Raw genomic sequence first — 21,784 nt, 5'->3', positions numbered from 1 at the left:
GTACCACCGGTATCCGTACCGGATGTACCACCGGTATCCGTACCGGATGTACCACCGGTATCCGTACCGGATGTACCACCGGTATCCGTACCGGACGTACCACCGGTATCCGTACCGGACGTACCACCGGTATCCGTGCCAGATGTACCGCCGGTATCCGTACCGGACGTACTATTGGACGTTGTGCCTGACGGCGGTGTACTGGTTCCCGTTCCACCGGAGACAGGCGTTGTCGCCGTTCCAACCCAAGAATCGTAGGAGAGCGGATAACTATCGACCAGGTCAGAACCTGCCCCCAGAACATCTACTGTACTACCGGGAATAACACCAAACTGGTTGTACCCATCGGTTGCGGTTGTCGCATGATAGGTAAACTGAGCATCATAATATCCGGCTGCGTTCGGGTCTGTATTCTGAACAAAGGCATTGTCCAGAACCGTCCAGTCGGACTGTCCCTGGTGGCCAGCAATCCCGGATGTCACATTCTGGTCGATGATCACGTTGGTCGAAGATGATCCGACGGTGATTTTGGGAATGGTCACACCACCCGTCACCGAGCGCGGAACCGCGATCAATGTGTTGTTCGAAATCGTCAGACCATCGGTCATGTGAATCGCAATGCCGTTAGTATGGGCATTGTAGATAACGTTTCCTTCGATCACGATATCCTGGTGCCAGTCCGTCGGATCCGAATAGTTGGCGTTGTCGCCCCCGGCCCAAATGCCCTGCGTGTAGTCACCCGACCCAATATCCAGGACATTGTTCCGAATGATGATGTCGCTGCTGCCATCCCCGCTGGAACGCTTAATCTGAATCATATCGCGGTGATCGTAAGAACCCGCGGCACCCCCGAAATCGTGGATATAGTTGTTCTCGATCAGAACGCCGTCAACCCGACCCAGATTGATGCCGTCAGAACGGATTGTGTGAATGTTGTTGCCAATCAGATCAACATCCGAGGAGGTGCCGACATTTATGGCTTTCCACCAGGAATGGAACTCGGAATTGGCGATAGTGACATTTGCCGAACCCTCGACCACAAGCCCCTTGCCGAAACCTGTCCCATCAGCCGAGGTCCCGGTTCCGCTTGCAAAATCCCCATCAAAAACCGAATTGACGATGTTTATGTTAGTGCTGTTGTCGATCCGGAACTTGCTGGCAGATTCACGCTGCCCACTGACATATGTATAATCAAACTCGATAGTATCGAACGTGACGTTCGAGGTTTGGTTGACATAAACTTCCGAAAAGCTTGCCATCGCGCTCGGATCAGCGGATTTGATCGTCACGTTGGATGTGTAAAGGGCGTTTTTGAGATTCAGCACCCCATAATCACCTGCCGCAAGCAGTATCGTTTCCCCACCTGTCGCCTGAGACAGAGCCTGGTTCAACTCCGCCGCAGAGGTTACCGTGATTGTCGTCGACATCTTTCACCTTTTTGCATAGGCGCTGTGAGTGGCAGCGCACAAGAATCCCGCTCACCCAGGACAGAAGGAACAGCCGCACGAAGGCGACAGATGGGCCAGAATGTGGCTATGTTTGGAAATTGTTGCCCGCATCGGGACAATAATGTCCCTTCGCCTTCATTTCCGAGTGAAATTGATACTCGTTACCGGGAATTGTTCCCCTTCCCTTAGCGGTACCCAAGGGTTTTACGAATTGATTCCTCTGCCGCAACAATGAACACACAATTGCCACTATTCCGGCATGGGCCCGCGTATCCCGAACAAATATCGGCGGTGAATTGCCCGATGCCGTGACGTCACCCCGTGTGGGTGCCCCATCAAATCCATCAACGTTCTGTTCAACACAGCTTTATGGACACGACTCATCCATGCCCGTAGCCTTCCTAATTGATGAACGTGACACGGGCGGACCTGCCATGCGGGACAAACACAGTTCTTTCGGAATGCTGGTGTGTGCCTGCATTTTGCTACTCTCTTTTTCGGCCCCGTCCTATGCCGCTGGGGCGTGTACCGACACGAAAGCCACGACAAACGTGTCCGGTACAGAAAAGGGTCAGATACTCCGCAACGCTTCTGAACTCGCAGGCGCCGTAAAAAATGCGAAGGGAGGAGAGACATTCATTCTTAAAGGCGGGAATTATGGCGCTCTGAAAGTTAGCAATATTTTTGAGAAGCCCGTCACGATCCGCTCAACCAACCCCGGATCGCCTGCATGTTTCACGGAATTACGCCTGCAGGGCGCGGGCAACATCGTGTTGGATGGGTTGATTTTTGACTATGAGTATTCCCCGGGGGACAAGGACTCAACCACCCGCTTCACCATCTATTCCAGCAGAAACGTGACCATCTCGAACTCCTTGTTCGATGGTGGCTACAAATCAGGAGTGGGGCATGGCCGCGGACTCCGCCTCAAGGACAATGTATCGATTACACTGTCCCAGAACACATTCCGCAGATGGTGGAAAGGACTTACGGGTGGGCATGGCAACGACATAACGATCCAGGGAAACACCTTCTACGACATACGCTCGGACGGTATGGCTATGGGCGCTGTTGATGGGTTGATCATCGAAGGCAATCATCTGCACAATTTTCGCGGTATACGCGGAGGCAAGGATCACCGTGACATGCTGCAGATCATGCGCGCGTCCAACCGACGCAGCACAGACATCGTAATTCGCAACAATATCTTTGACATGGGCGCGGGAGATTATGCTCAGACAATCTGGATGGGCGGAGATGGCAAAAACTTGGGGGATCCCATGGTTCGTCATCAGAATGTGTTGATCGAGAACAACGTGATTTATAATGCCCATGCACACGGTATTTCGATCCATGGGGCAGATAACCTGTCGATCAGGCGAAATTCGGTCATCCGGGTCAGACGGGAGAAAGATGGGGGCATCACCATTCCGCGCATCAGCGTTTCCCCGGATTCAACCTCAGTCGTTATCGAACAAAACGCCGTCAGTAAAATCAGCGGATACAAGAACCAGCGCGATTGGGTCATCCTTAATAACGCCGCCATTCAGGATGTATCCCGGGGGGCACCCGGATTTTACGACAGTGAGTTCATCTACTACGCAACCGGACCGGCAAACGGACATAACGAATATGGCGTGCGGCCGGGCAGCCAAATCGATCGGCTTAATGCCGGCTCCACGCTTGTTAAGAATTACCCAACCCGCAAATAGCCCCAATATGACGGCGCCCGCACCGGGCACATTAGGTCAAATCTTCAGAATACTCCCGGTATTCCCAACGAAAAGAGCAGACATGTAGTGGTTACAAACAGACACGGATGCTCAAAAAAGCTGTGCGCAGGCGCGGAACTCTTTGAGGCCCGCATCAAACCATGATCACATACAGCCAGCTACACAATAAACGACATTCAAACGGTGCCGCCAAATATGAACACACCCATGTCGCAGTCTCGGGCCGGTCATGCAGGTCAAGATACCCCGACACTCAGCATTATTGTGCCGATGTTCAATGAAGAGGACGTTCTGCCAATCCTGTTTGATCGGCTGGGCCAGTTTCTGGGAAACCTTGGCGAAAGCTATGAGATCATATGTGTGAATGACGGCAGCACAGACGGCACAGCCAGAATTTTAGCCGACGCGCACGAACATGACAGGCGCATCAAAGTGGTAAACTTTTCCCGCAATTTCGGCAAAGAGATCGCCCTGACCGCCGGACTTGACGTTGCCTCGGGCAGAGCAGTCGTTCCGATAGATGCGGATTTGCAGGACCCCCCCGAACTGATTGAAAGCTTTCTCGAGAAATGGCGCGAAGGGTTCGATGTCGTCTATGCCGTCCGGCACCGCCGCAATACGGACACCGCGATGAAACGCTGGTCGGCGATAAAGTTCTACAAGATCATCAACAGGCTCTCAGGGGTTCCGATTCCGGCCAATACGGGTGATTTTCGGCTCATGGACCAAAGGGTGGTTCGCTCAATAACCCAATTGCGAGAACATAATCGTTTTATGAAGGGGCTCTTCGCCTGGGTCGGATTTCGACATGCCGAGGTACTTTATGACCGGCCTGAGCGCGCAGCGGGACAAAGCAAGTTCAACTACTGGCGTCTTTGGAATTTCGCACTGGACGGCATTACCGGGTTCAGCACCGTCCCGCTGAGAATTGCTGGCTATGTCGGTATGCTGACCGCCCTGGCGGCGATTATCTACGGCATTTTCCTTATCGTACGTACCCTGATCTACGGGGTGGACGTACCTGGTTATGCCTCGCTGATGGTTGCCGTGCTGTTGATCGGTGGTTTGCAACTCGTGGTGCTTGGCGTGATCGGCGAGTATCTGGGGCGTCTCTTTGACGAGGCCCGCAAACGCCCGCTTTACATTGTCGAAAGCAGCCTTGGCCTAACCGCCGAGGCCCTTGCGGAGCCGCCCGACGGAAAACCATTGACTTGAGCTTTCGTCAATTGAACCATCAGGATGTTCAATTCGTTTATTCGGTACAGGCGGTGTTTTGTTGCTCGGCGATCATTTCGAATGTCATGGGAATTGCGAGATAATGTTGCGCCAACAGTTGCCTGCAAGCCATCTGATGCAACCAAAGGGTGCGGGGCAGAGCTGGCCAGCATATAGAAAGGTCACAGGCCCAGAAATAGCACCAATAAGGCCCACCAGGTCACATTATCCAAAAATAGGTGACTATCTTTGCGCAGAATTTCCAATGTTTGCGCATTCGTATGCACATACACCGCAGGAGCAAAAATACCGACAGAAAGCTGCGCGCGCCTCACGCAAGGTCGACTTACCAAATGCCACCCAGAACCGAGGCACATGTGACCGGTAAAACCCCATGATACAACAATCCCCCGCAGTTGGGCGTAATGATCTGGCTGTGCTCCTGCTCATACTGCTTCTCGCCTCCGTGCTGCGAACCGCAGGGCTGAATGCGCCGCTATGGTATGATGAAATTTGGACCGTCGATACGCATGTCCGCCTACCTTGGGGCGAAATGATGCGCGAATACTCGATGAACCATCACTATTTCTTCAGCATGAAGGCTAAGCTGGTTTCGCAGATTTTCGGAGATCAGCCCTGGGCCTATCGTTTTCCAGCGGTGCTGTTCGGCGTTGGTATCGTTGCTGCAATCTGGTGGCTGGCCCGGGATGTTGCAGGCACGAAGGTCGCTCATATTTCGGCCCTGCTTGTCGCACTTTCCTATCATCAGGTTTGGTTTTCGCAGAACGCCCGTGGATATACCGAACTCGCATTCTGGAGCACTTTGGGCCTTATTTTCTTTTTGCGGGGGACGCACCGTCCGACCATCGGCACGTGGATTGCGTTTGGCCTGACTGCCGCAGCTGCGGTTTTCACACACCTGACCGGGGTATTCTTCTTTGTCGCCCTGGGCTTCATCTGGCTGGTGTCACTAGTAACCGGGTTTGGGCGCCCCGCCCTGACCCGTGACTGGGTGCTGCGGCCTCTTATTGGCGTAGCAATGGCGCTGGTCTTAATTGTGTTGTTGTATCTGCCGATCTTTCCAAGCCTCGTGGAAGCCATGGGCGAGGTAGCGGCAACATCCGCTGTCGATCCTATGCAGGAGTATCAGAGCCCGGTCTGGACAGTGCTGGAAGGGCTACGGACGGCAGTCGGAGATACTGGCCCGCTGACCATGATTGTTGCATTCGGCGGATTGGTCGCCCTGGCGTTTGGTGCCGCAGGAGCACATTCAGCACAACCGCTGTTTTTCCCGTCCATCGTTATTCATATCGTGGTGACGCTGGCTATTCTCCTGTCGCTCGACATGCGGATATGGCCACGCTTCTTTTTTGTTGATATCGGCCCGGTCATCATTTTTGCGGTCATCGGCTGCTGGCACGGTGCAAGCATTGTGGCACGAGTGATAAGCCAACCTCGGATCGGAATGCCACTGTTCGCCGTCGGTGTTGCGGCGATGATCGCTTTATCCGTGATTCTTGTGCAGCGGAACTATGCCGCGCCAAAACAGAATCTGGCCGGAGCTTTTGCCTTTGTGGAACAGACCCGCAACCCTTCCGAGCGGGTTTACGCCATCAATCCGGGCGGGCCTGTCTTTGAGAACCATTTCAATGCCAACTGGACAACCATTGGCGACCCCGAAGCATATGCAAAAGCAATAGCTCAGCCTGGTCCTGTGACATTGGTCGTCCTGTTTCCGAACCGAATGTTCAGCGCCATCCCGCAACTGAGGCAGGATGCCAAAGGGCAACTGGACCTTGTCCATGACTTCCCCGGAACACTGGGCGATGGTAACGTTCATGTATATCGGCGTGACTGAGCGACTGCCGAACTGGTGATCAGGGGCAAGACCAGACTGACCGGTCTACAAAATCCAGAGGATAACGCCGCGCTTCCTCTATCAGTGCGGCAGAGCGGGTTCCCGCGACAAACACCATCGACCAGACGGTTTCTCCATCCGGAGTGATCTCGAAAACGCGTCCGGATGTGCTTTCGGTTACAAGAATATTGCCGTTGGGCAACGCCTGATGTGTACCCATGATAAAGCTGAAAAAACGCTGATCATCGTTTTGGGGGTAAACCGTCTCAGCCAGACCAGTCACGGGATCGAACCGAAGGACACGGGCACCCACGAAATCACGGCCAGGCATTCGGTGACCGCTGCCATTATCAAAGACGGTGATGGTGCCGTCCTGCTCGATATCGGGATCGTGCTGCTTCAGCCACGGTCCGTGCTGCATCCAGACGATCTTGCCACTGGATCTGTTCAATACAGCCAGCGCGTGGAGATTACGCATGGAGAGCAGCAAATCTCCGGGCTCTGACCCTGAGATGCGCGCGCTCAGTTCAGGGGTGACAACTTCGATATCGTTGAGATGTAGCGGGTCCAGCTCTTCTGGATTGAGCCCATAGATGATGTCCAGTTCCTGATTTTCTATCAGCCAGTCAATCGTTGGCTCTAGGATGGGGACGTCTTCAATGATACGTCCCTCGGGGTCGATCAAAAGCGCTGAATCGGCATAGTAATTGTCGGAATCCATGATTGCTTCGACCGAAGCGCCCGGAAGCATATATTTAGGGGTTATGGTGGCCGGATCACGTTTTTTTGGAATCCAGTACGTCCCATCCGGGTTCTCCGTGATCGAATGGTGGGTCATCTGATCAACAGTCCAGACGGTATCACCGCAAGGACCAAGGCGCGCGGTGCCCAGCTCGGCGAAATTGACAAGGACGGATCCATCCTTTCTCAGGGCAACCCCCTGAGTGTGATATTCTCCAGATCCCTTGGGGATATTCTTGTCAGGGATGATATGAGCCGGATTGGACCAAATTGCGTGAAAATCCAGCGGCCAGGTGCGCAAAAGCGTCCCGTCAGCATCATAGACGCGCGCCTGTGCGCCATCGTCAAACATGCCTTGCATGACTGTTAACCCAGCCCAGCTAAGCTCGGGATTATATGTGACAAGGCCGGTTCCCTCATAGCGACGCGGCATCCACCGGGGGTCACGATACCACGGGCCGTGGATCAACTCTTTTACCGTGCTTCTGGCTTCCTGAACCAAAGCTGTCGGCGGCAAATTCAGAACGGCTGCAGAAACACCTGCCAGAAAAGCCAGCGTTGCACCGCAGACGAGAAAGACGATAAAACTCACTACATTCTGGCGATCCACGGCCACTTACTCCACCTCATTGCCCGTACTTAATATTTCCTCCAACGCCTGTGCGTCTGTGGCGTCATGTTCCACGGTCCACTCGGTTCCCATCGCCGTCTTGTGCTCAATGCGCAGGACCGAGAACGGTTCGCCTCCTGTACTCAGAAACCTGTAACACAGACCGTTCATTTCTGTGGCCAGAGCTTGCCAGGGAAAACGGTTGAACCTGATCCACTCGCCAGCTTCGTTTAACTGGGTTGCAACGATCTGGCCGTCACCGGGGTCTATATCCGCGCAGGTTTGCCCCAGCAGAACGGCCATAGTGTCAGAGTAACAAAGCGCAGCATTCCTTTCGCCCCCCAGAGGAAAGCAGGTAGATTGCCTAGGCAGGGGTTCAGCAGCTTCGAAGCAAACAAAAAGCGTGCCCTCAGCCATGAAAACCGATCCATCTTCCGGGAAGGCCGCGCAGGGCCGCGGAGGGGTCAGAACCGACCCGGCATAATTCGCAGCTCCGTAACGAATCTGAAATATGGAATTCATGTCGATGCCACGATGAAAGGTGCTGGGTGTCTGAAAACCACCGAACCTTAGGTGCTGGTCAGCAGGCCCACCAACAGAACGGATCGGTGTCGATGTGATATCAAAACCATTCATCGATCTGGCTCGCTCCACTATGTCGTCGGCCAGGGCAACATCCTGCTCCGCCACACGCTGAAAAAGTGGCCAGATATGCGATGACGCAATTGCTTGGCTGACACCAAAGATCAGCACCAGGGTCAGCCCTGCAACCGGGGCAATGCGCGACACGGGCACCCCGGCCATCCCCTGAGCAACAACCGCAGTACTTGCCAGAGCGACACCGGCGAAGACAAAGCCGATAAAGCCGATGCTGCGACCAATCAGATAAGGCTCCGGATAGAGGAACCAGATCAGAACCGGCAATATGAACAGGGCGCCGAACCCACCGAGAAACACGCGAAACGCTCCGAACCATCCTCCGCCAGGGAAGGCGCGTGGGGCGAGAAGCGCGCTCAAGGCAGCCATAAGAACCAACCCACAGACAGCCGCCGTTCCAAGCAGGAAAATTCCGCGATATGGCTGCGGCATTCCCAAAAGCCCACCGCTATGGACAAGCCTTTCCATCCGATGCAACGCGGACAACTTTTCCAAAATCACTGTCGACTCCACCCCGCCTGCAAAACGGAAATTTGCCCTGAGATCCAGAATGGAAATGGTCGCCCGCAGCTGCAGTTGATACAGGGCCAGAGCGACAACAGAAACCACAAGAACTCGGAAGATGCAGAGCACGCTTTCACGATGGTCGTACCCGTCGATCCGGATCAAGACGATAGCCGGGATGAGAAAGCCCATAAGCGCGTAGCTTTGATAGAAGCCGATCGAAATCGCCAGAAGCTCGGCGGCCACGATCATGCGCAGAACTATACCTCCGACTGATTGCGCGTGCGGCTGCGCAATCATAGTCATCGCACCAACAGAAGCCATAAGGCCAAGGCTGAACCATGGTGCTTGCGTCTGATAATGCAGGATTTCAGTCAAATAAACATGAGAAGACCCTGCCAGAAAAACCACCACAATAGCGGCGATCATCATAATTGAACCCGTCCTGGCCACGGACTGGCGTGCGATAAGGACGGAGACCCCGAACAGAGCGACAAAAATAACAAAAATCAGAAATGCAATTGGCGTATCCCAGCCAAAGAGTTCCTCGTGCACCCAATGAGTCGACCAACGACCATGCACCTCGGCAAATCCGCGCTCGAGACCGGCGGCAAACCTCCACTCATCCGGATTGAAACCGGACCGCACGACGCCAATCCCGACGGTCGGTAAAAAAAGTAAAGCTGCGAGAACCGCAGCCGTAAGCAACAAAACCCAAGCTGGCGCTCTGGTATCATCACTCATAAAGGAGCCCAATCAGAAACCGCATGAACCAATGAAACCAAACGACACCTTCTCTCAAACCATTGTCTTTATTTTAGTCATTACTTCTCAATGTGCCATCCACTCCCAGCCTCTGCAAAACAAATCCATTTGGACTCCAGATGCCGTTTCTTGACCCCACCAGTGCATTCCTCGTTCGAAGCATGGCCTCAGTATCAGCCCCGCTTTCACGGCAGCCATGGCAGCTTCACATTCCCAAATCGCATATTCCCTAAACGTCTTGGAAAGCACAATACAACTAGTCAATACGGGCAAACGATCACGAACAATCAGGAGTATTCAGACAAAAAGGTCAGAGTTCGGCGCCAATGGCAACGCGCCGGGACTCCTGCGTTGACTTGGCTCGGGCTGCGGAGGACAAATACACAGTAACGATTGTAATCCAGGTTTCGCCAATGCGTATTGTTTCATACATCTCCGCAATCTTACTCGTTGCTGTCTTTTCGTTTATTTTAGGGATGTGGACGACCCACAAAAACTGGGAGCCCTGGAAGGCATTCTCAGAGACCAAAGAGGCTATCAGATCGTGGAGAGCCACCGGGTATATAGTCCCGGGCGGAACCTACCTCCAGCGCCCGGCACGCATGCCATCGGATTCATACGTCGTGCACCAAGCTGATAAAGTCGCGCCCGGTTATGTGCTGATCAACCGGATCGCCAATCCCGCGCCCGGCTATCTCACAGACCTCATCGATATCGAAGGCAACGTGCTGCACACTTGGAAGATTGATCATTCAAAAGTTATTGAAGGTGGAAACGAAGCCGAATTTGTGCACGCCATTCGCCCTCTGCCCGATGGGTCAATCCTTGCCAATTTCGATGACAGCATGGGCATGGCGAGGTTTGATACATGCGGCGACATCATATGGCGGCGCACAGATATGGTCTTTCACCATTCGCTGACCGAAGATCCCGACCTTGGCGGCTTCTGGACCTGGACCTCCAAAATCTGGGATGGCGGGCACGATCAGCAAATGACCCGGATTGATGCGGAAACCGGAGAAACGCTTGAGAGCATTGACCTGGCGAAAGACGTCATCCTTCCTGACCCTAAGGCGCAACTGGCATTCCGTATTCCCAACGGTTTCAAGTGGCGCTGGGATGCAGAGGCCGATGAAATCCCGGACATCATTCACCCAAATGATGTCGAAGTCCTGCCATCGGAATGGGCCGGGGCATTCCCTCAATTCTCTGCAGGCGACCTTATCATGTCACACCGAGCAATCGATCTGGTTGGTGTTGTTGATCGGAAGACGAAGCGTCTGAAATGGCACAAAGCGGGGCCGTGGGAGCACCAGCACGATGCGGATTTTCATCCCGATGGCACGATTACGGTATACTCGAACAATACCGATCGCCGCCGATCCTCCATTATTGAAATGGATATGAAAACCGGTGAGGTGCGCGATAAATTCGCGGGATCCGAATTGGTCTTCGACAGTTTCATCATGGGGCAGCAGGAACGGCTGCCCAATGGCAATTGGCTGATCTCCTCACCAATGGAGGGCCGGGTGATCGAGGTGACGGCAGACGGGGATTTGGTGCGCGAATTGTCGAACATACTGACTGACGACTACAATTCGATCATCACAACGGCCGTTCATGTTCCGCCCGATTACTTTGACGCGCTGCCGTCCTGTGACAAATGAAATCGCAAAAAAGGCCATCGGCCGCGCTTGATAAAGGCGTGTTGGACCCGAAATTACTCAGGAGCAAATCATGAACAGACGATTTTCAGTTACAGTGAGCGCTGCATTTGCTTTGGTCAGCCTTGCATGTGCCACGCCAGCTCATGCGTATATAGGGCCGGGGGCCGGTCTCGGCGCGATTGGCCTGGCCCTGGCCCTGCTGGTTGTCGTGGTTTTGCTGATTGCCGGCTTTCTTTGGTTCCCGATCAAGCGGGCGCTGAATGCCCGTCGCAACGCCAGGACCGCTGAGACCCCACCTGACGAGCGTCATTGATGATCGCTTTCTGCGTCTCGCTGCTGGCGGTTCTTGGATTTGCAATAGGCCTATTGAAGACCGGAGTTGTTCCGGCGGCCCGGTCTTTGGTTGCATCCTCGGTTCGCGGGGTTTCTGCGATGTTTGACGCGGAAACCACAGATGAAGAGAAAGAGGTCGCCGTCCGCCGCGCCGCGTTCGAGCTCTTGAAAGGCGTCTGGCAACTCGCCTGGCGTTTCAGCCTGTCGCTTGTCGCTGCCGGAGCACCAATACTTCTGGCTGATATTGCTGGCCTTGCAACCACCGATGAGGTGATGGGGCTGATGCTCCGCCTTGATTATATCGTCGCCGTCACTGTGGCAGCGATCCTTATCGCCCGGTTCGTCTCGAAGCGTTTGCCCGGAAACGAGCCCTCCGAAACCGAAGCCTATTCGGAAGGTGACCGCCTGGTTCACGCTTTGGCTTTTTCAACGCCATTATTAATGAAATCCTTGGCGGCCGCAGATGACAGGGTCTTTAGGTTCACCAATAAGACAAGGGGATCACGACCTCCGATCTTCATCACTTCCCTGGCCCGAGGTGGCACAACCGCGCTCTTAAACGCATTTTTTGATATGCCCGTGATCGCAACGCACCAATACCGGGACATGCCATTTATCACCGCCCCCTATCTCTGGTCAGTCCTCGGCGGAAAACGATCAGATCGGGTGACACGCCGCGAACGGGCCCATGGTGACGGGCTTGAGATTGACCTCGACAGCCCCGAGGCATTTGACGAAGTGCTATGGCGCCTCTACTGGCCGGACAAATATCACCAGAAAGCCATCGATCTTTGGCAAGAGGGTGACAAAAACGAACCAGCCTGTGATCGGCTGCGTAGACATTTTGACAAGATTGTTGCGCTACGGCGCCCCGGGCAGGCGCAGGCGCGATATCTGTCGAAGAATAACGCAAACATCGCGCGATTGAATGTGTTGCCGTCTTATTTCCCCGGCTGCGACATCATTGTCCCGCTGCGCCGACCGGCCGCACATGCGGCCTCACTGCTGCGCCAGCACAAAAACTTTCTTAAACTTCAGGCTGAAGATGATTTCGTTCGCCGCTATATGCTGGACATCGGGCATCTCGAATTTGGCCTGCTGCACCGGCCCATCGCGTTCGACACGTTCGATCCCGGCCAGATCGATCCAAAGCAACCAGATTACTGGCTGCACTACTGGATTGCTGCTTTCCACAACGTCGAAAAGCAAAGCGACAGATGCTTGATCGTCACGCAGGATGATCTCAGAGCCCGTCCTGATCAGACAATGCACGCTTTGTGCGAGACGCTGGAGCTTCCCCGAAAAGGCCAGTGCTTCGACGGCTATTTTCGCAACACACCAGACCAAACCCCCGACCACTTGTTTGACGCCGAATTGCTGCATACGGCGAACGCGCTCTACACTAACCTTGATGAGCTGGCCGTGAGATAGCGGAACTCGGGACAATTAGAAAATCCAGCCCATGACAATCGCTCCGAACGCTTGGTTAGGAGCCCTCATCCTGATCATATTTTCTTACAGACAAGATAAGTTCCAAGACATCTAACTGCCTGACTAAAAAGTGACTTATTCCCTTACGGTGATTGCCTGCATTCTGAGGGATGGCTGCGTTTTTTTGAAAAGCGACCTGTTTTGGTGTAAGCTCCCCCAGAATTCATAAGTTTTCTTTTTTTCGAGCTGATCATCTCAAGGTCAATACCCGTGATGGAAAAGCTTCTTTTTAAGAAAGTCGAGCTTTGGGTCTTGGGGCTGGTTCTGGTCACAGGGCTGTTATGCATGGTCCTGTTTGGTGCGGTCGTTCTCGATGAAGACCGGGGAAATGAAGATCGGGGTGGCGATCACTTCGGAGCGATAGGTGAAGCGGCACTGGCACTGGCCGAAATCCCCGAGAACGCGCGGCAAGCAATTAAGCAGATTGGGCGACCGGACACCAAAATGATGCCCTTTCTTCGTCTTTCAGCGAATGCAGATTTGCCCGCCGGATGGTCATGGAGGCAACCGCCTGGCTCTGGTGGACTAACCGGGTACTTGTTAATAAGCCGCTATAACGGCGATCAGGCGCGACACGTGATCGAGTTGATGTCTCTGGAGACCGGAGAGATTCTCAGGACTTGGTCACCAGAGCCCGAAACGTTGCTGGCCACTGTTAACCGACTTCCGGAATTTGATGGGTTCGCACGCTACGAAAACTGGAATAACGCCTATTTTCGCTATATCCACCCGTACCTGACCGAAGAAGGGGATCTTCTGGTCAAAAACCACATTGCGCCACTGTTCATGTTAACACCTTGCGGTGACGTCCGATGGTCACGAAGCGAATATTTGTTTCACCATTCAACCAGCCCTGACGGACAGGGCGGTTTCTGGATCCCAAGCTACAAGCTGAATGACTGGCCTGAAAACCTGTCACCTAAATTTGCCCGCGAATCTCTGGTGCGGGTAAGTGCCAAAGGTGAAGTGGTTTTCGAAGAGGCGCTGGATGAAATTTTAGATAGTAACGGTTTGCGCCACCTGCTGTTCCCCGCCGCCAATTTTTATCACGACCCAATGCACCTGAACGACATCGAGCCGGTTCTTACCAATGGGCCATATTGGAAAAGTGGGGACCTGTTTCTGAGTTTGCGCACGCCGTCTCTTGTTATGCTCTACCGGCCGTCGACCCACGAAATCATCTGGTCCCAGGCAGGCCCCTGGTTGTCGCAGCATGACGTGGACATCCTTGATGATCACCGGATCGCGGTGTTCAACAATAACGCCTATGATCGCGGGCTTGGCGCACGTGTGGAAGGCATAAGCGAAACTTTGATCTATGATTTTGAGGATGGTTCAGTGGAAAGCCCCTTTCGTGCGGCATTGGAAGATTTGGGGGCCGCGACAGTATCGGAAGGTTTGCAGGATTTCACACCGTCCGGGCACTTGATTTTCGAAGAAGCAAACCGTGGCCGCGTATTCGCACTCAATAGCGCTGGTCAGATTGTCGCTACATTCGTCAACAGGGCACAAAACGGAGAGACTTATTCCCTGGGATGGTCACGTTACATATCTCAACCTCACGGCGAGAAAGCCCTGAAAGCCATCTCTGACAGCGGCTGTTAGGGTCACGAACCTATGCATCCCCATCGCAAAATATTTTCTAATTCAGGGCACTTATTGTAATGTTGCCCAAGAATACTTGGCCCTGTCACCACCGGGCACACTTTGTTTTTGTTAAATAGAAGTCATGAGCATACTCGAAAAAGATAGCGTGTTCTTAATTAGGCGTGAGCGCCGAAACGTGGCCGTCTTCATTGCGCTGGCAATCACAATTGTACTGACGATTATCTTGCGGTTATGGGGAATAGAAGACCGTAGTCTTTCTCATCCGGAAATCTACGTTCCCGGTATCTCTCTTGTTCCCGGCATCTCCGAGCCCCCCCCACGGCTTGGGCTTACGGAAACGATCTGGTGGCACTTTCATGACGAGCCGCACCCCATGGGGTGGTATGTGGCCATGTTGGGCTGGACCAAAACGTTCGGAACCTCTCATCTCGCGCTACGGTTTCCGGGTGTCCTGTTTGCCTTGGGCTCCATCCCGCTGATTTTCCTGATCGCGCGAAGCGTATTCGGATCGACCGTGGCATGCCTGGCCGCGCTATTGCTGGCGCTCCATGGCTTTCACATCGCATGGAGCCAGATGGCCCGCATGTATGTTGCCGGGGCTTTCCTGTCACTCTTGGCAACCTGGCTTTTGATTACCCTTGTAAGGACACGCAGACCGAGACCTGGAATCGAGATTGCTTATGTTGCTTCGGTCATGGCCGGAATTCTGACGGTCGAGTTCTTCTGGCCATTGATCCTGCTTCACCTGTTCTGGACAATATTGGTTCTGCCCCGGCCCAATGTAGAGGTTGAATATCTTGCGCATCGGTGGCGGACCCCCAGGCTGTTCCAAATACAAGCCCTGGCCTTCATCCTGTCCGCGCCAGCACTGACGCATGCAGTTTACCGCGCGCGAAAAGCTGCGGTACGCGACCCAAATCCCGAATTTCTGGTAGAATACTTCTCCTTCGGGTTTCTATATGCGAAGGATCACCGCATCATTCCGATGCTACAGATCGGACCAGCCTGGACCTGGATTATTCTTATCTTTGCCCTCGTGTTGCTGGCAGCCAGCCTGAGAGCGCCAAAGCGCGAAGCGCCGGTTGTAAGCTTGGAGCGAAACATTCCTTCTGGGATTTTGGGTTTTGCAGCTATCTGTTCAGCCTGTTTCATGCTGTGGCTTGCCTCAATAGCTCACCGCCGGACCGAATTGCTGACAGCAATGTCCGTTTTACCCTTTCTTGCGCTCCTTATTCCGACCATGGGCACGGCATGGCGCGCGCTAGTCCCGAGACTGCCATCGAAAACCCTGCACTACCCTCAGGAACGAACCTTGCTCCTATGGCTTCTTGCAGTGGCTTCTCCGCTGATCATTTTTGTGGCGTCCTACAAGGTATATGTTCTGGCCGACCGGGCCTTTTTACTCTTCATACCCTACTATCTAATCCTCTGTGCAGCGGGAGCCGTCTGGATGTTCCGACGCCCGCCCCTCAAGCTGGTGTCGATAGGGATATGCGTCATCGTGTTTGTGTTCAGTATACCTTATGCCGCCCAAAAGCCCGGTGCCCCAAACGATTACCAGGGAATTGCACAAGCGATGCTGCCTGAAATGCGCCCTGATGACCTTGTCTTTATGCGGCAGGCACGCGATTGGACGGATACACCTCTGTTCTATTACATCAACGACGCTAATTTTATTGTATCGGAGCATGAGGCCGCCTTGCGTGCTCATCCAAGTGCCCGTGTCTGGTTGGTCACTTGGCCGGGCGAAGGAACCCCAACAGTATCCGATGCGCGGCGCGCGGCACTTCGAGGCTATAGGCAAACATTAATAATCGAAAAACGACGGGCCAACGCAGAACTCTTTGAACCCAGAACAAAGACCCATTGATCTCAGCGATTACCAGTCGAAACCAAGCCATGACCTGAGTGACATTCTATATCTTGGAACGTCCAATGACCAAAAGTCCGCAACAGATACATAGCTTCACGGAAGAGCAGTTGTTTTAGAATTTGAAAAGTTTTTAGCTTTGAATCAATATATTACCAACATAATAGACAAAATATAACCAAATTGTTTAGCGCTTTGCTTTTTCGAAATTCTGTCTATTATAATTGATAAGTACCCCTTATCATGTTATTTGAAATCTGACCCAAATTGACGCAGAATGGGTACATGAAGCCCCCTGCCCCATACCTCCCCGCCGCCTCCCCTGCCCTCTCGGACACGGATCAGGAGGCGCTCACTAATCTTTATGTGCGCGGCACACCGGAAAACACGCTGCGGGCATATGAACGGGATCTGCTTTATGTCACCGCCTGGAAGTCCGAGCGGTTCGCAGCGACGCTGAATTGGCCGGAATCTGAGGCCACCGCCCTCGCCTTCATTCTCGATCACGCCCGCGATCTGAATGACGCACCAGAAACGGATGTGGCGCGCGAAACCGCAGAAGCGCTGATTGCTCAGGGGCTACGCAAGTCCCTCGCCTGCCCTGCCCCTTCGACGCTGGACCGGCGCATCGCCTCCTGGCTGGCCTTTCACCGAATGAAAAACCTCACCAGCCCGTTTGATGTCCCGCAGGTCAAGCAGGCCCGCGCCAAGGCGCGCCGCGCCGCCGCCCGCCCCCCTGCCCCGAAATCCGCCCATCCCATCACCCGCGATGTGCTCGAGACCTTACTGACCACCTGTCGGGGGTCCCGGCGGGATTGCCGCGACCGGGCGATCCTGATGCTGGGTTGGGCCTCGGGCGGGCGGCGAAGGTCCGAGATCACCGGGTTGATGCGGGAAGATGTGTCCTTGAAAGAGTTCGAGACCAAGGGTCTGGTGTGGATCTCACTGCTGGAAACCAAGACCACGAGCAAGGGCGACACCCCGCGATTGGTGCTGAAATCCCGCGCGGCACAGGCGCTGGTGCATTGGATTGAGGTGGGCCAGATCGGGGATGGGCCGCTGTTCCGGCCCATCTCCAAGGCCGACCACGTGCTCAAGCGCCGCCTGTCCCCTGATGCGATCTACCAGATTGTTCGACACCGACTGAAACTGGCGGGGCTACCTGAGGACTTCGCCTCGCCGCACGGGCTGCGCTCCGGCTTTCTGACCCAGGCCGCACTGGACGGCGCCCCGATCCAGGCCGCCATGCGCCTCTCCCTGCACCGCTCCATGGCCCAAGCGCAGAAATACTACGATGACGTCGATATTGCGGATAACCCGGCCGCGGATTTGTTGGGGTGAAAGAAGACATGGTTTCGCGCGCGAAACATCAGGTGCTGCGTGCGTGTAGCCAGGTTTTCAGTTCCATAAGAAATTCTTCAGACATCCCTTGGCCGGACAGGGTGACTTGTGAACCGTTTCGACTCTGTTTCAAGTGAATGTCACCGAATGTCTCTTTCGAGGCCGTCTCGGGAGCGGGCGATTTTGCATCCCTTGATGACAGGCTGTTTGCCGCGCGGGTCAGAGCCGATATCTCAGTTTCCGATGTCTCGGGCGCGACCCCTTGCAAGGCTTTGGTGATCAAAGCAGCCGCTTTCGACTCCTCCTTCAAAACCTTCGCAATAGACAATCCCAGCCGCTCAGGGATGGCAGAGGCAAATCTCAAATGGCCGTCCAGCGCGTGATAAATCGCCACAAAAGACCCGATCTTGGATCGTTTGGCCCGGCTGGCCGAGGCAAACAGCCCGCGCAGGGCGGCGGCTTCATCCGGGTAAACGCCCTGCTCTGCCGCGCGTGCTACGATCCGGGCGCGCTCATAATAGCTCAGCCCGACGCGGATCTCATTTTCCTCGACCATGGCCACGTAAGCGTCAGATGCGCTCTGTGGTTGCCTGAGAAACGCACGCACGGTTGCAAAGCGCGCCTCACCCGTCTCATGCACCAGCGCCCGCAGCGCTGTCATCCGACGCCAGCCAGAGATCAGCCCATAACGCCCTTCCGGCAGCTCCACGACCTCAATCGGGGTTTGCTGACCGCGCGCTTTCAGGCTTTCCTTCAGCGCCTCCATATCCGCGTCATCTGCCGCCATGCGGTCGCGTACCAGGTAGGTTTCCTCGATGGAATCCAGCGGCAGGTCCTGTACCAGCCGCCCCTCGGCACGGGCCGCACGCAATTCTCCGGACAGCTCCTCCAGTGCCGCCTGAGCCGCCGTGGCTCCGGCCACCTGTGCAACCGGAGGCGCAGCGCGGGGCGTATCCGCAGGAAACATAGGGTTCAACCCGGGGGCAGGGCGGGTGTCTTCCAGATAATCCGGCCGGGCAGGGGTCAACCGTTTGCGTTTTGCCATCACATTCTCCTTTTCCAGCGCAGATCAGACCCTGTTTCGGGCGCCACTGATGTGTTTCGCGCGCGAAACATGATCACCTTAGCGCCAGTTCCGGCGTTCCCGCCGCTTCGGCCTGCTGCGCCAGTTCCTCACCTCGCCAGACGCCAATCAGCAGCTTCTTGAATGAGGCATAGGTGGCATCAAAGGTTTCCCGCCCGCGCACATAGGTCTCGCGGTTGAAATCGCGGTAATCGGCCTCGTAGATACCGTTGACCTGTTCCCCCGCCTGCCCGATCAGCGCCGTGTAGCCCTGCCAATGCGGCGACAGGGTGCGGCCCAAATAGGCTTGCATCAGCCCGGCCAGCTCGGCCTGTTGGCTGCCGTCATAGCGGGTGATGATTGTGCGCACTGCGTCCCACTGAAAGGCCATCTCGGGCCGCCCCAACGCGCGGGCCGCCATGTTCTCTCCGTCTTCGATGGACTGAAACGTGGAATGCAGCATGTCAAAGAACCGCCCGGTGGAGTCGAATTCCAGGAACGAGGCCCCCATGGGCACCAGCAGGATATCCGAGGCCGCAAGCCCATTGATCGTCAGATAGCCAAGAGCAGGGGGGGTATCGATGAAAATGATATCGTAATCGTCCAGCACCCCATCTTCGTTCAGCGTATCTGTCAGCGCATCCCACAGCTTCCAGCTGCGGCCCTGCATTCGCCAGACGGGGATCTGGAACTCGGCCCAGTACAGGTTCAGCTGAGCGCCGATCAGGTCGATATTCGGCCAATGGGTGGTCTGGATCAGATCGCTGCTGCGGACCTTCAGCGCTTCGGACAAGGTGTCGTCGATCGGATGCGGTGCCTCACCCCGATCAAGCCGCCCCTGATTGTCACGGCGCAGATGGGTGGCGTAATGACGGGCGAGTAAGGGGAACACCGTCTGCCATTCATCGCTCACCTTGCCGCCAAAGATCGACGTCATCGAACCCTGGCTGTCCAGATCAATGATCAACACCTTGTAACCATCCAGGGCGGCAGACATGGCGAGATGCGCGCAGGTTGAGGTCTTACCAACACCGCCCTTGAAATTGGCGACCGAAACGATCTTGGCAGGTAGCCCATTGGGCCGGTAAGGGCGGTACTCCTTGGCTTTGGACCCCTCCGAGGCAAAATGTGCCCGCAGCCGCAGAACCTCATCCAGCGTAAACCACTTGGCCCCGCCCTCGGTTTCGGATTGCCCCTGCGGCAAGTCCGGGTTGCCCTTCAGCACGCGCCGAAAATGGGCGGGTGCGACAGGGATCAGATATTTGGTGATTTCCCAGGTTGAAAACAGGCGCAGCTTCTTCTGACCGTTTTCCTCCAGCCCCCGGTTTGCCAGATCACTGCGCCCCCGTGCACAGGCATCCGCGATTTGTGAAAACTCACCCGTGCCGGTTGGATTTCCAAGTTCAGCATAAGCCAGATCCGGATCAATATTGAAATAAGGGGGAAGCCCCTCGGAGGTTGCTGCTCGCATTGAAAACCTGCCTATGTGCTATGTTTTGATCAATATACCACAAAAGGAAGCATGTGGAAGCATTATGAGCACAAAACTGGATTTTCTAAACAAAATTAAGGGGTAGAAAGCCTTCGAGACGCTGCTTTTGAGCGTATAGCAAAAAAATGTTCAGTTAGAATCCTGTTATCTTATTAGTTACAAGTGAACTTGAGTTCTATTAAGTATAAGAAAAAAAAGAGGTTTTTGTATTTTTTGTGGATCATACTGAATCTGATCCCACGATATGGTGACTCTGATCCCACGTTGGAGTGACTCTGATCCCACGTTTCGGCGGCTTTACGCTTCCTGTGGATAACTCTACGGTAGGCGTCAATAAAACCACGAACAAAGATTCGGGCAGGACATATGGGCAGGGCAGTATGAGCGGGTCAGGGGCGTTGTTGCCCGACCGGCACCCAACGGGTGATTTTTTTGTATGCGATATCTTCGATGCGCTGCCCAAGACAGATATGGGCTCGATGGAGCATCCGATGTTTTCGCTCTCGACCCGGCCGGATCGCCGGATCCTCAATTACGAGCATAACGGGGTCGAGATCACGGTGACGCCCTCGGTGCGGGGGCTGGCGACGATCCACGACAAGGACATCCTGATCTTTTGCATCAGTCAGCTGATGGCAGCGATCAATGCGGGCCGGGCGGTCAGCCGGGTGTTGCATCTGAAGGCGCATGATCTGCTAGTGGCCACCAATCGCGAAACCAGCGGCGATGGCTACAAGCGTCTGCGCGAAGCGTTCGAGCGGCTGGCAGGCACTCGGATCACCACCAACATTGTCACCGGCGAGAAGGAAACCACCACCGGGTTCGGCCTGATCGAAAGCTGGGAAATCGTCCGCCACACCCGGGCGGGTCGGATGGTCAGCGTCAGTGTGAAACTGTCGGACTGGCTGTTTCGCGCGGTGCTGGCGAAATCCGTGCTGACCCTCAGCCGCGACTACTTTCGCCTGCGCAAACCGCTCGAGCGGCGCATCTATGAGCTGGCGCGCAAACATTGCGGGCGTCAGCCCGAGTGGCGGATCTCGGTCGAGGTGCTGTTGAAGAAATCGGGCTCGGCCTCGCCCCGGCGGGTGTTCCGCAAAATGATCCGCGACATGATCGCAGCCGATCACCTGCCCGATTATGAGATGATCGAAGAGCCCGGCGACCTGATCCGCTTTTCGCGCCGTGGCCAGGTGATCGAGGGACTGGACAAGCCGATCCTGCCGTCACAGGCGCTGGAGGAAGCCAGGGCAATGGCACCGGGCCGCGATGTCTATGCGTTGGAAGCGGACTGGCTGGCCTATTGGGCCGCGTCCGGTCGCCCGCAGATCAGAAACCCGCAGCGGGCGTTTCTGGGCTATGTGGCCAAGAGGGTCGCCGGGCGGGATTAG

At 55.0% G+C, this 21,784-nt stretch carries 15 protein-coding genes; 10 read left to right on the top strand and 5 right to left on the bottom strand.

What is annotated here, in order from left to right; translation table 11 throughout:
• Positions 1-1,427, bottom strand: a 1,427-nt coding sequence (locus AC2FPW_RS09165) for a right-handed parallel beta-helix repeat-containing protein (RefSeq protein WP_496813413.1), incomplete at its 3' end; no start/stop codon positions are given.
• A 407-nt stretch (positions 1,428-1,834) separates the two neighbouring features.
• Between AC2FPW_RS09165 and AC2FPW_RS09160 the strand changes: the two genes are divergently transcribed.
• From AC2FPW_RS09160 to AC2FPW_RS09150, 3 genes are all read left to right on the top strand, one after another.
• Entirely contained in the window at positions 1,835-3,160 is a 1,326-nt protein-coding gene (locus AC2FPW_RS09160) for a right-handed parallel beta-helix repeat-containing protein (protein WP_496813412.1), read from the top strand.
• Positions 3,161-3,388: 228 nt separating this feature from the next.
• The gene (locus tag AC2FPW_RS09155) at positions 3,389-4,396 is read left to right on the top strand and encodes a glycosyltransferase family 2 protein (RefSeq protein ID WP_209599255.1); all 1,008 of its coding nucleotides are present in this window, start codon (positions 3,389-3,391) and stop codon (positions 4,394-4,396) included.
• Between the two features lie 394 nt (positions 4,397-4,790).
• A complete protein-coding gene (locus AC2FPW_RS09150; RefSeq protein ID WP_496813410.1) occupies positions 4,791-6,254 on the top strand; it encodes a glycosyltransferase family 39 protein in 1,464 nt (487 codons plus the stop codon).
• 19 nt (positions 6,255-6,273) lie between these two features.
• On the opposite strand, the gene AC2FPW_RS09145 is transcribed toward AC2FPW_RS09150, so the two are convergent.
• Positions 6,274-7,611: an arylsulfotransferase family protein gene (locus tag AC2FPW_RS09145; RefSeq protein ID WP_496813408.1), complete on the bottom strand. Its 1,338-nt coding sequence runs from the start codon at positions 7,609-7,611 to the stop codon at positions 6,274-6,276.
• Positions 7,612-9,510 (bottom strand): glucosyltransferase domain-containing protein, encoded by a 1,899-nt coding sequence (locus AC2FPW_RS09140; protein WP_496813407.1) that lies wholly within the window; start codon positions 9,508-9,510, stop codon positions 7,612-7,614.
• Positions 9,511-10,154: 644 nt separating this feature from the next.
• Between AC2FPW_RS09140 and AC2FPW_RS09135 the strand changes: the two genes are divergently transcribed.
• From AC2FPW_RS09135 to AC2FPW_RS09110, 6 genes are all read left to right on the top strand, one after another.
• Positions 10,155-11,198 (top strand): arylsulfotransferase family protein, encoded by a 1,044-nt coding sequence (locus AC2FPW_RS09135; RefSeq protein WP_496813406.1) that lies wholly within the window; start codon positions 10,155-10,157, stop codon positions 11,196-11,198.
• Positions 11,199-11,268: 70 nt separating this feature from the next.
• A complete protein-coding gene (locus AC2FPW_RS09130; RefSeq protein WP_496813404.1) occupies positions 11,269-11,511 on the top strand; it encodes a hypothetical protein in 243 nt (80 codons plus the stop codon).
• Positions 11,511-12,962: a hypothetical protein gene (locus tag AC2FPW_RS09125; protein ID WP_496813402.1), complete on the top strand. Its 1,452-nt coding sequence runs from the start codon at positions 11,511-11,513 to the stop codon at positions 12,960-12,962. The genes AC2FPW_RS09130 and AC2FPW_RS09125 overlap by 1 nt, the downstream gene beginning before the upstream one ends.
• A 273-nt stretch (positions 12,963-13,235) precedes the next feature.
• The gene (locus tag AC2FPW_RS09120) at positions 13,236-14,627 is read left to right on the top strand and encodes an arylsulfotransferase family protein (protein WP_496813401.1); all 1,392 of its coding nucleotides are present in this window, start codon (positions 13,236-13,238) and stop codon (positions 14,625-14,627) included.
• A 178-nt stretch (positions 14,628-14,805) separates the two neighbouring features.
• Positions 14,806-16,500, top strand: coding sequence for a glycosyltransferase family 39 protein (locus AC2FPW_RS09115; RefSeq protein WP_496813400.1), 1,695 nt, complete (start codon positions 14,806-14,808; stop codon positions 16,498-16,500).
• Positions 16,501-16,785: 285 nt separating this feature from the next.
• On the top strand, positions 16,786-17,841 hold the full coding sequence (locus tag AC2FPW_RS09110) for a tyrosine-type recombinase/integrase (protein WP_496813399.1): 1,056 nt from the start codon (positions 16,786-16,788) through the stop codon (positions 17,839-17,841).
• 28 nt (positions 17,842-17,869) lie between these two features.
• On the opposite strand, the gene AC2FPW_RS09105 is transcribed toward AC2FPW_RS09110, so the two are convergent.
• Both AC2FPW_RS09105 and AC2FPW_RS09100 read right to left on the bottom strand, forming a co-directional pair.
• Entirely contained in the window at positions 17,870-18,886 is a 1,017-nt protein-coding gene (locus AC2FPW_RS09105) for a ParB/RepB/Spo0J family partition protein (RefSeq protein ID WP_496813398.1), read from the bottom strand.
• 73 nt (positions 18,887-18,959) lie between these two features.
• Positions 18,960-20,375: an AAA family ATPase gene (locus AC2FPW_RS09100; protein ID WP_496813397.1), complete on the bottom strand. Its 1,416-nt coding sequence runs from the start codon at positions 20,373-20,375 to the stop codon at positions 18,960-18,962.
• A 401-nt stretch (positions 20,376-20,776) separates the two neighbouring features.
• On the opposite strand from AC2FPW_RS09100, the gene AC2FPW_RS09095 reads away from it, so the two are divergent.
• Complete coding sequence (locus tag AC2FPW_RS09095; protein ID WP_496813396.1) at positions 20,777-21,784, top strand: replication initiator protein A; 1,008 nt, start codon at positions 20,777-20,779, stop codon at positions 21,782-21,784.

Source organism: Ruegeria sp. SATB027 (assembly GCF_059613825.1).
The sequence above is the reverse complement of the archived record's forward strand: the minus strand, read 5'-3'. Positions and strand labels throughout refer to the sequence as shown.

What these genes read in the sequence shown, in the direction of transcription:
- AC2FPW_RS09120 (WP_496813401.1), top strand. Translation starts at nt 13,236, where the DNA reads ATGGAAAAGCTTCTTTTTAAGAAAGTCGAGCTTTGGGTCTTGGGGCTG.
- AC2FPW_RS09155 (WP_209599255.1), top strand. Translation starts at nt 3,389, where the DNA reads ATGTCGCAGTCTCGGGCCGGTCATGCAGGTCAAGATACCCCGACACTC.
- AC2FPW_RS09150 (WP_496813410.1), top strand. Translation starts at nt 4,791, where the DNA reads ATGATACAACAATCCCCCGCAGTTGGGCGTAATGATCTGGCTGTGCTC.
- AC2FPW_RS09105 (WP_496813398.1), bottom strand. Translation starts at nt 18,886, where the DNA reads ATGGCAAAACGCAAACGGTTGACCCCTGCCCGGCCGGATTATCTGGAA.
- AC2FPW_RS09100 (WP_496813397.1), bottom strand. Translation starts at nt 20,375, where the DNA reads ATGCGAGCAGCAACCTCCGAGGGGCTTCCCCCTTATTTCAATATTGAT.
- AC2FPW_RS09095 (WP_496813396.1), top strand. Translation starts at nt 20,777, where the DNA reads ATGAGCGGGTCAGGGGCGTTGTTGCCCGACCGGCACCCAACGGGTGAT.
- AC2FPW_RS09110 (WP_496813399.1), top strand. Translation starts at nt 16,786, where the DNA reads ATGAAGCCCCCTGCCCCATACCTCCCCGCCGCCTCCCCTGCCCTCTCG.
- AC2FPW_RS09160 (WP_496813412.1), top strand. Translation starts at nt 1,835, where the DNA reads ATGCCCGTAGCCTTCCTAATTGATGAACGTGACACGGGCGGACCTGCC.
- AC2FPW_RS09140 (WP_496813407.1), bottom strand. Translation starts at nt 9,510, where the DNA reads ATGAGTGATGATACCAGAGCGCCAGCTTGGGTTTTGTTGCTTACGGCT.
- AC2FPW_RS09130 (WP_496813404.1), top strand. Translation starts at nt 11,269, where the DNA reads ATGAACAGACGATTTTCAGTTACAGTGAGCGCTGCATTTGCTTTGGTC.
- AC2FPW_RS09125 (WP_496813402.1), top strand. Translation starts at nt 11,511, where the DNA reads ATGATCGCTTTCTGCGTCTCGCTGCTGGCGGTTCTTGGATTTGCAATA.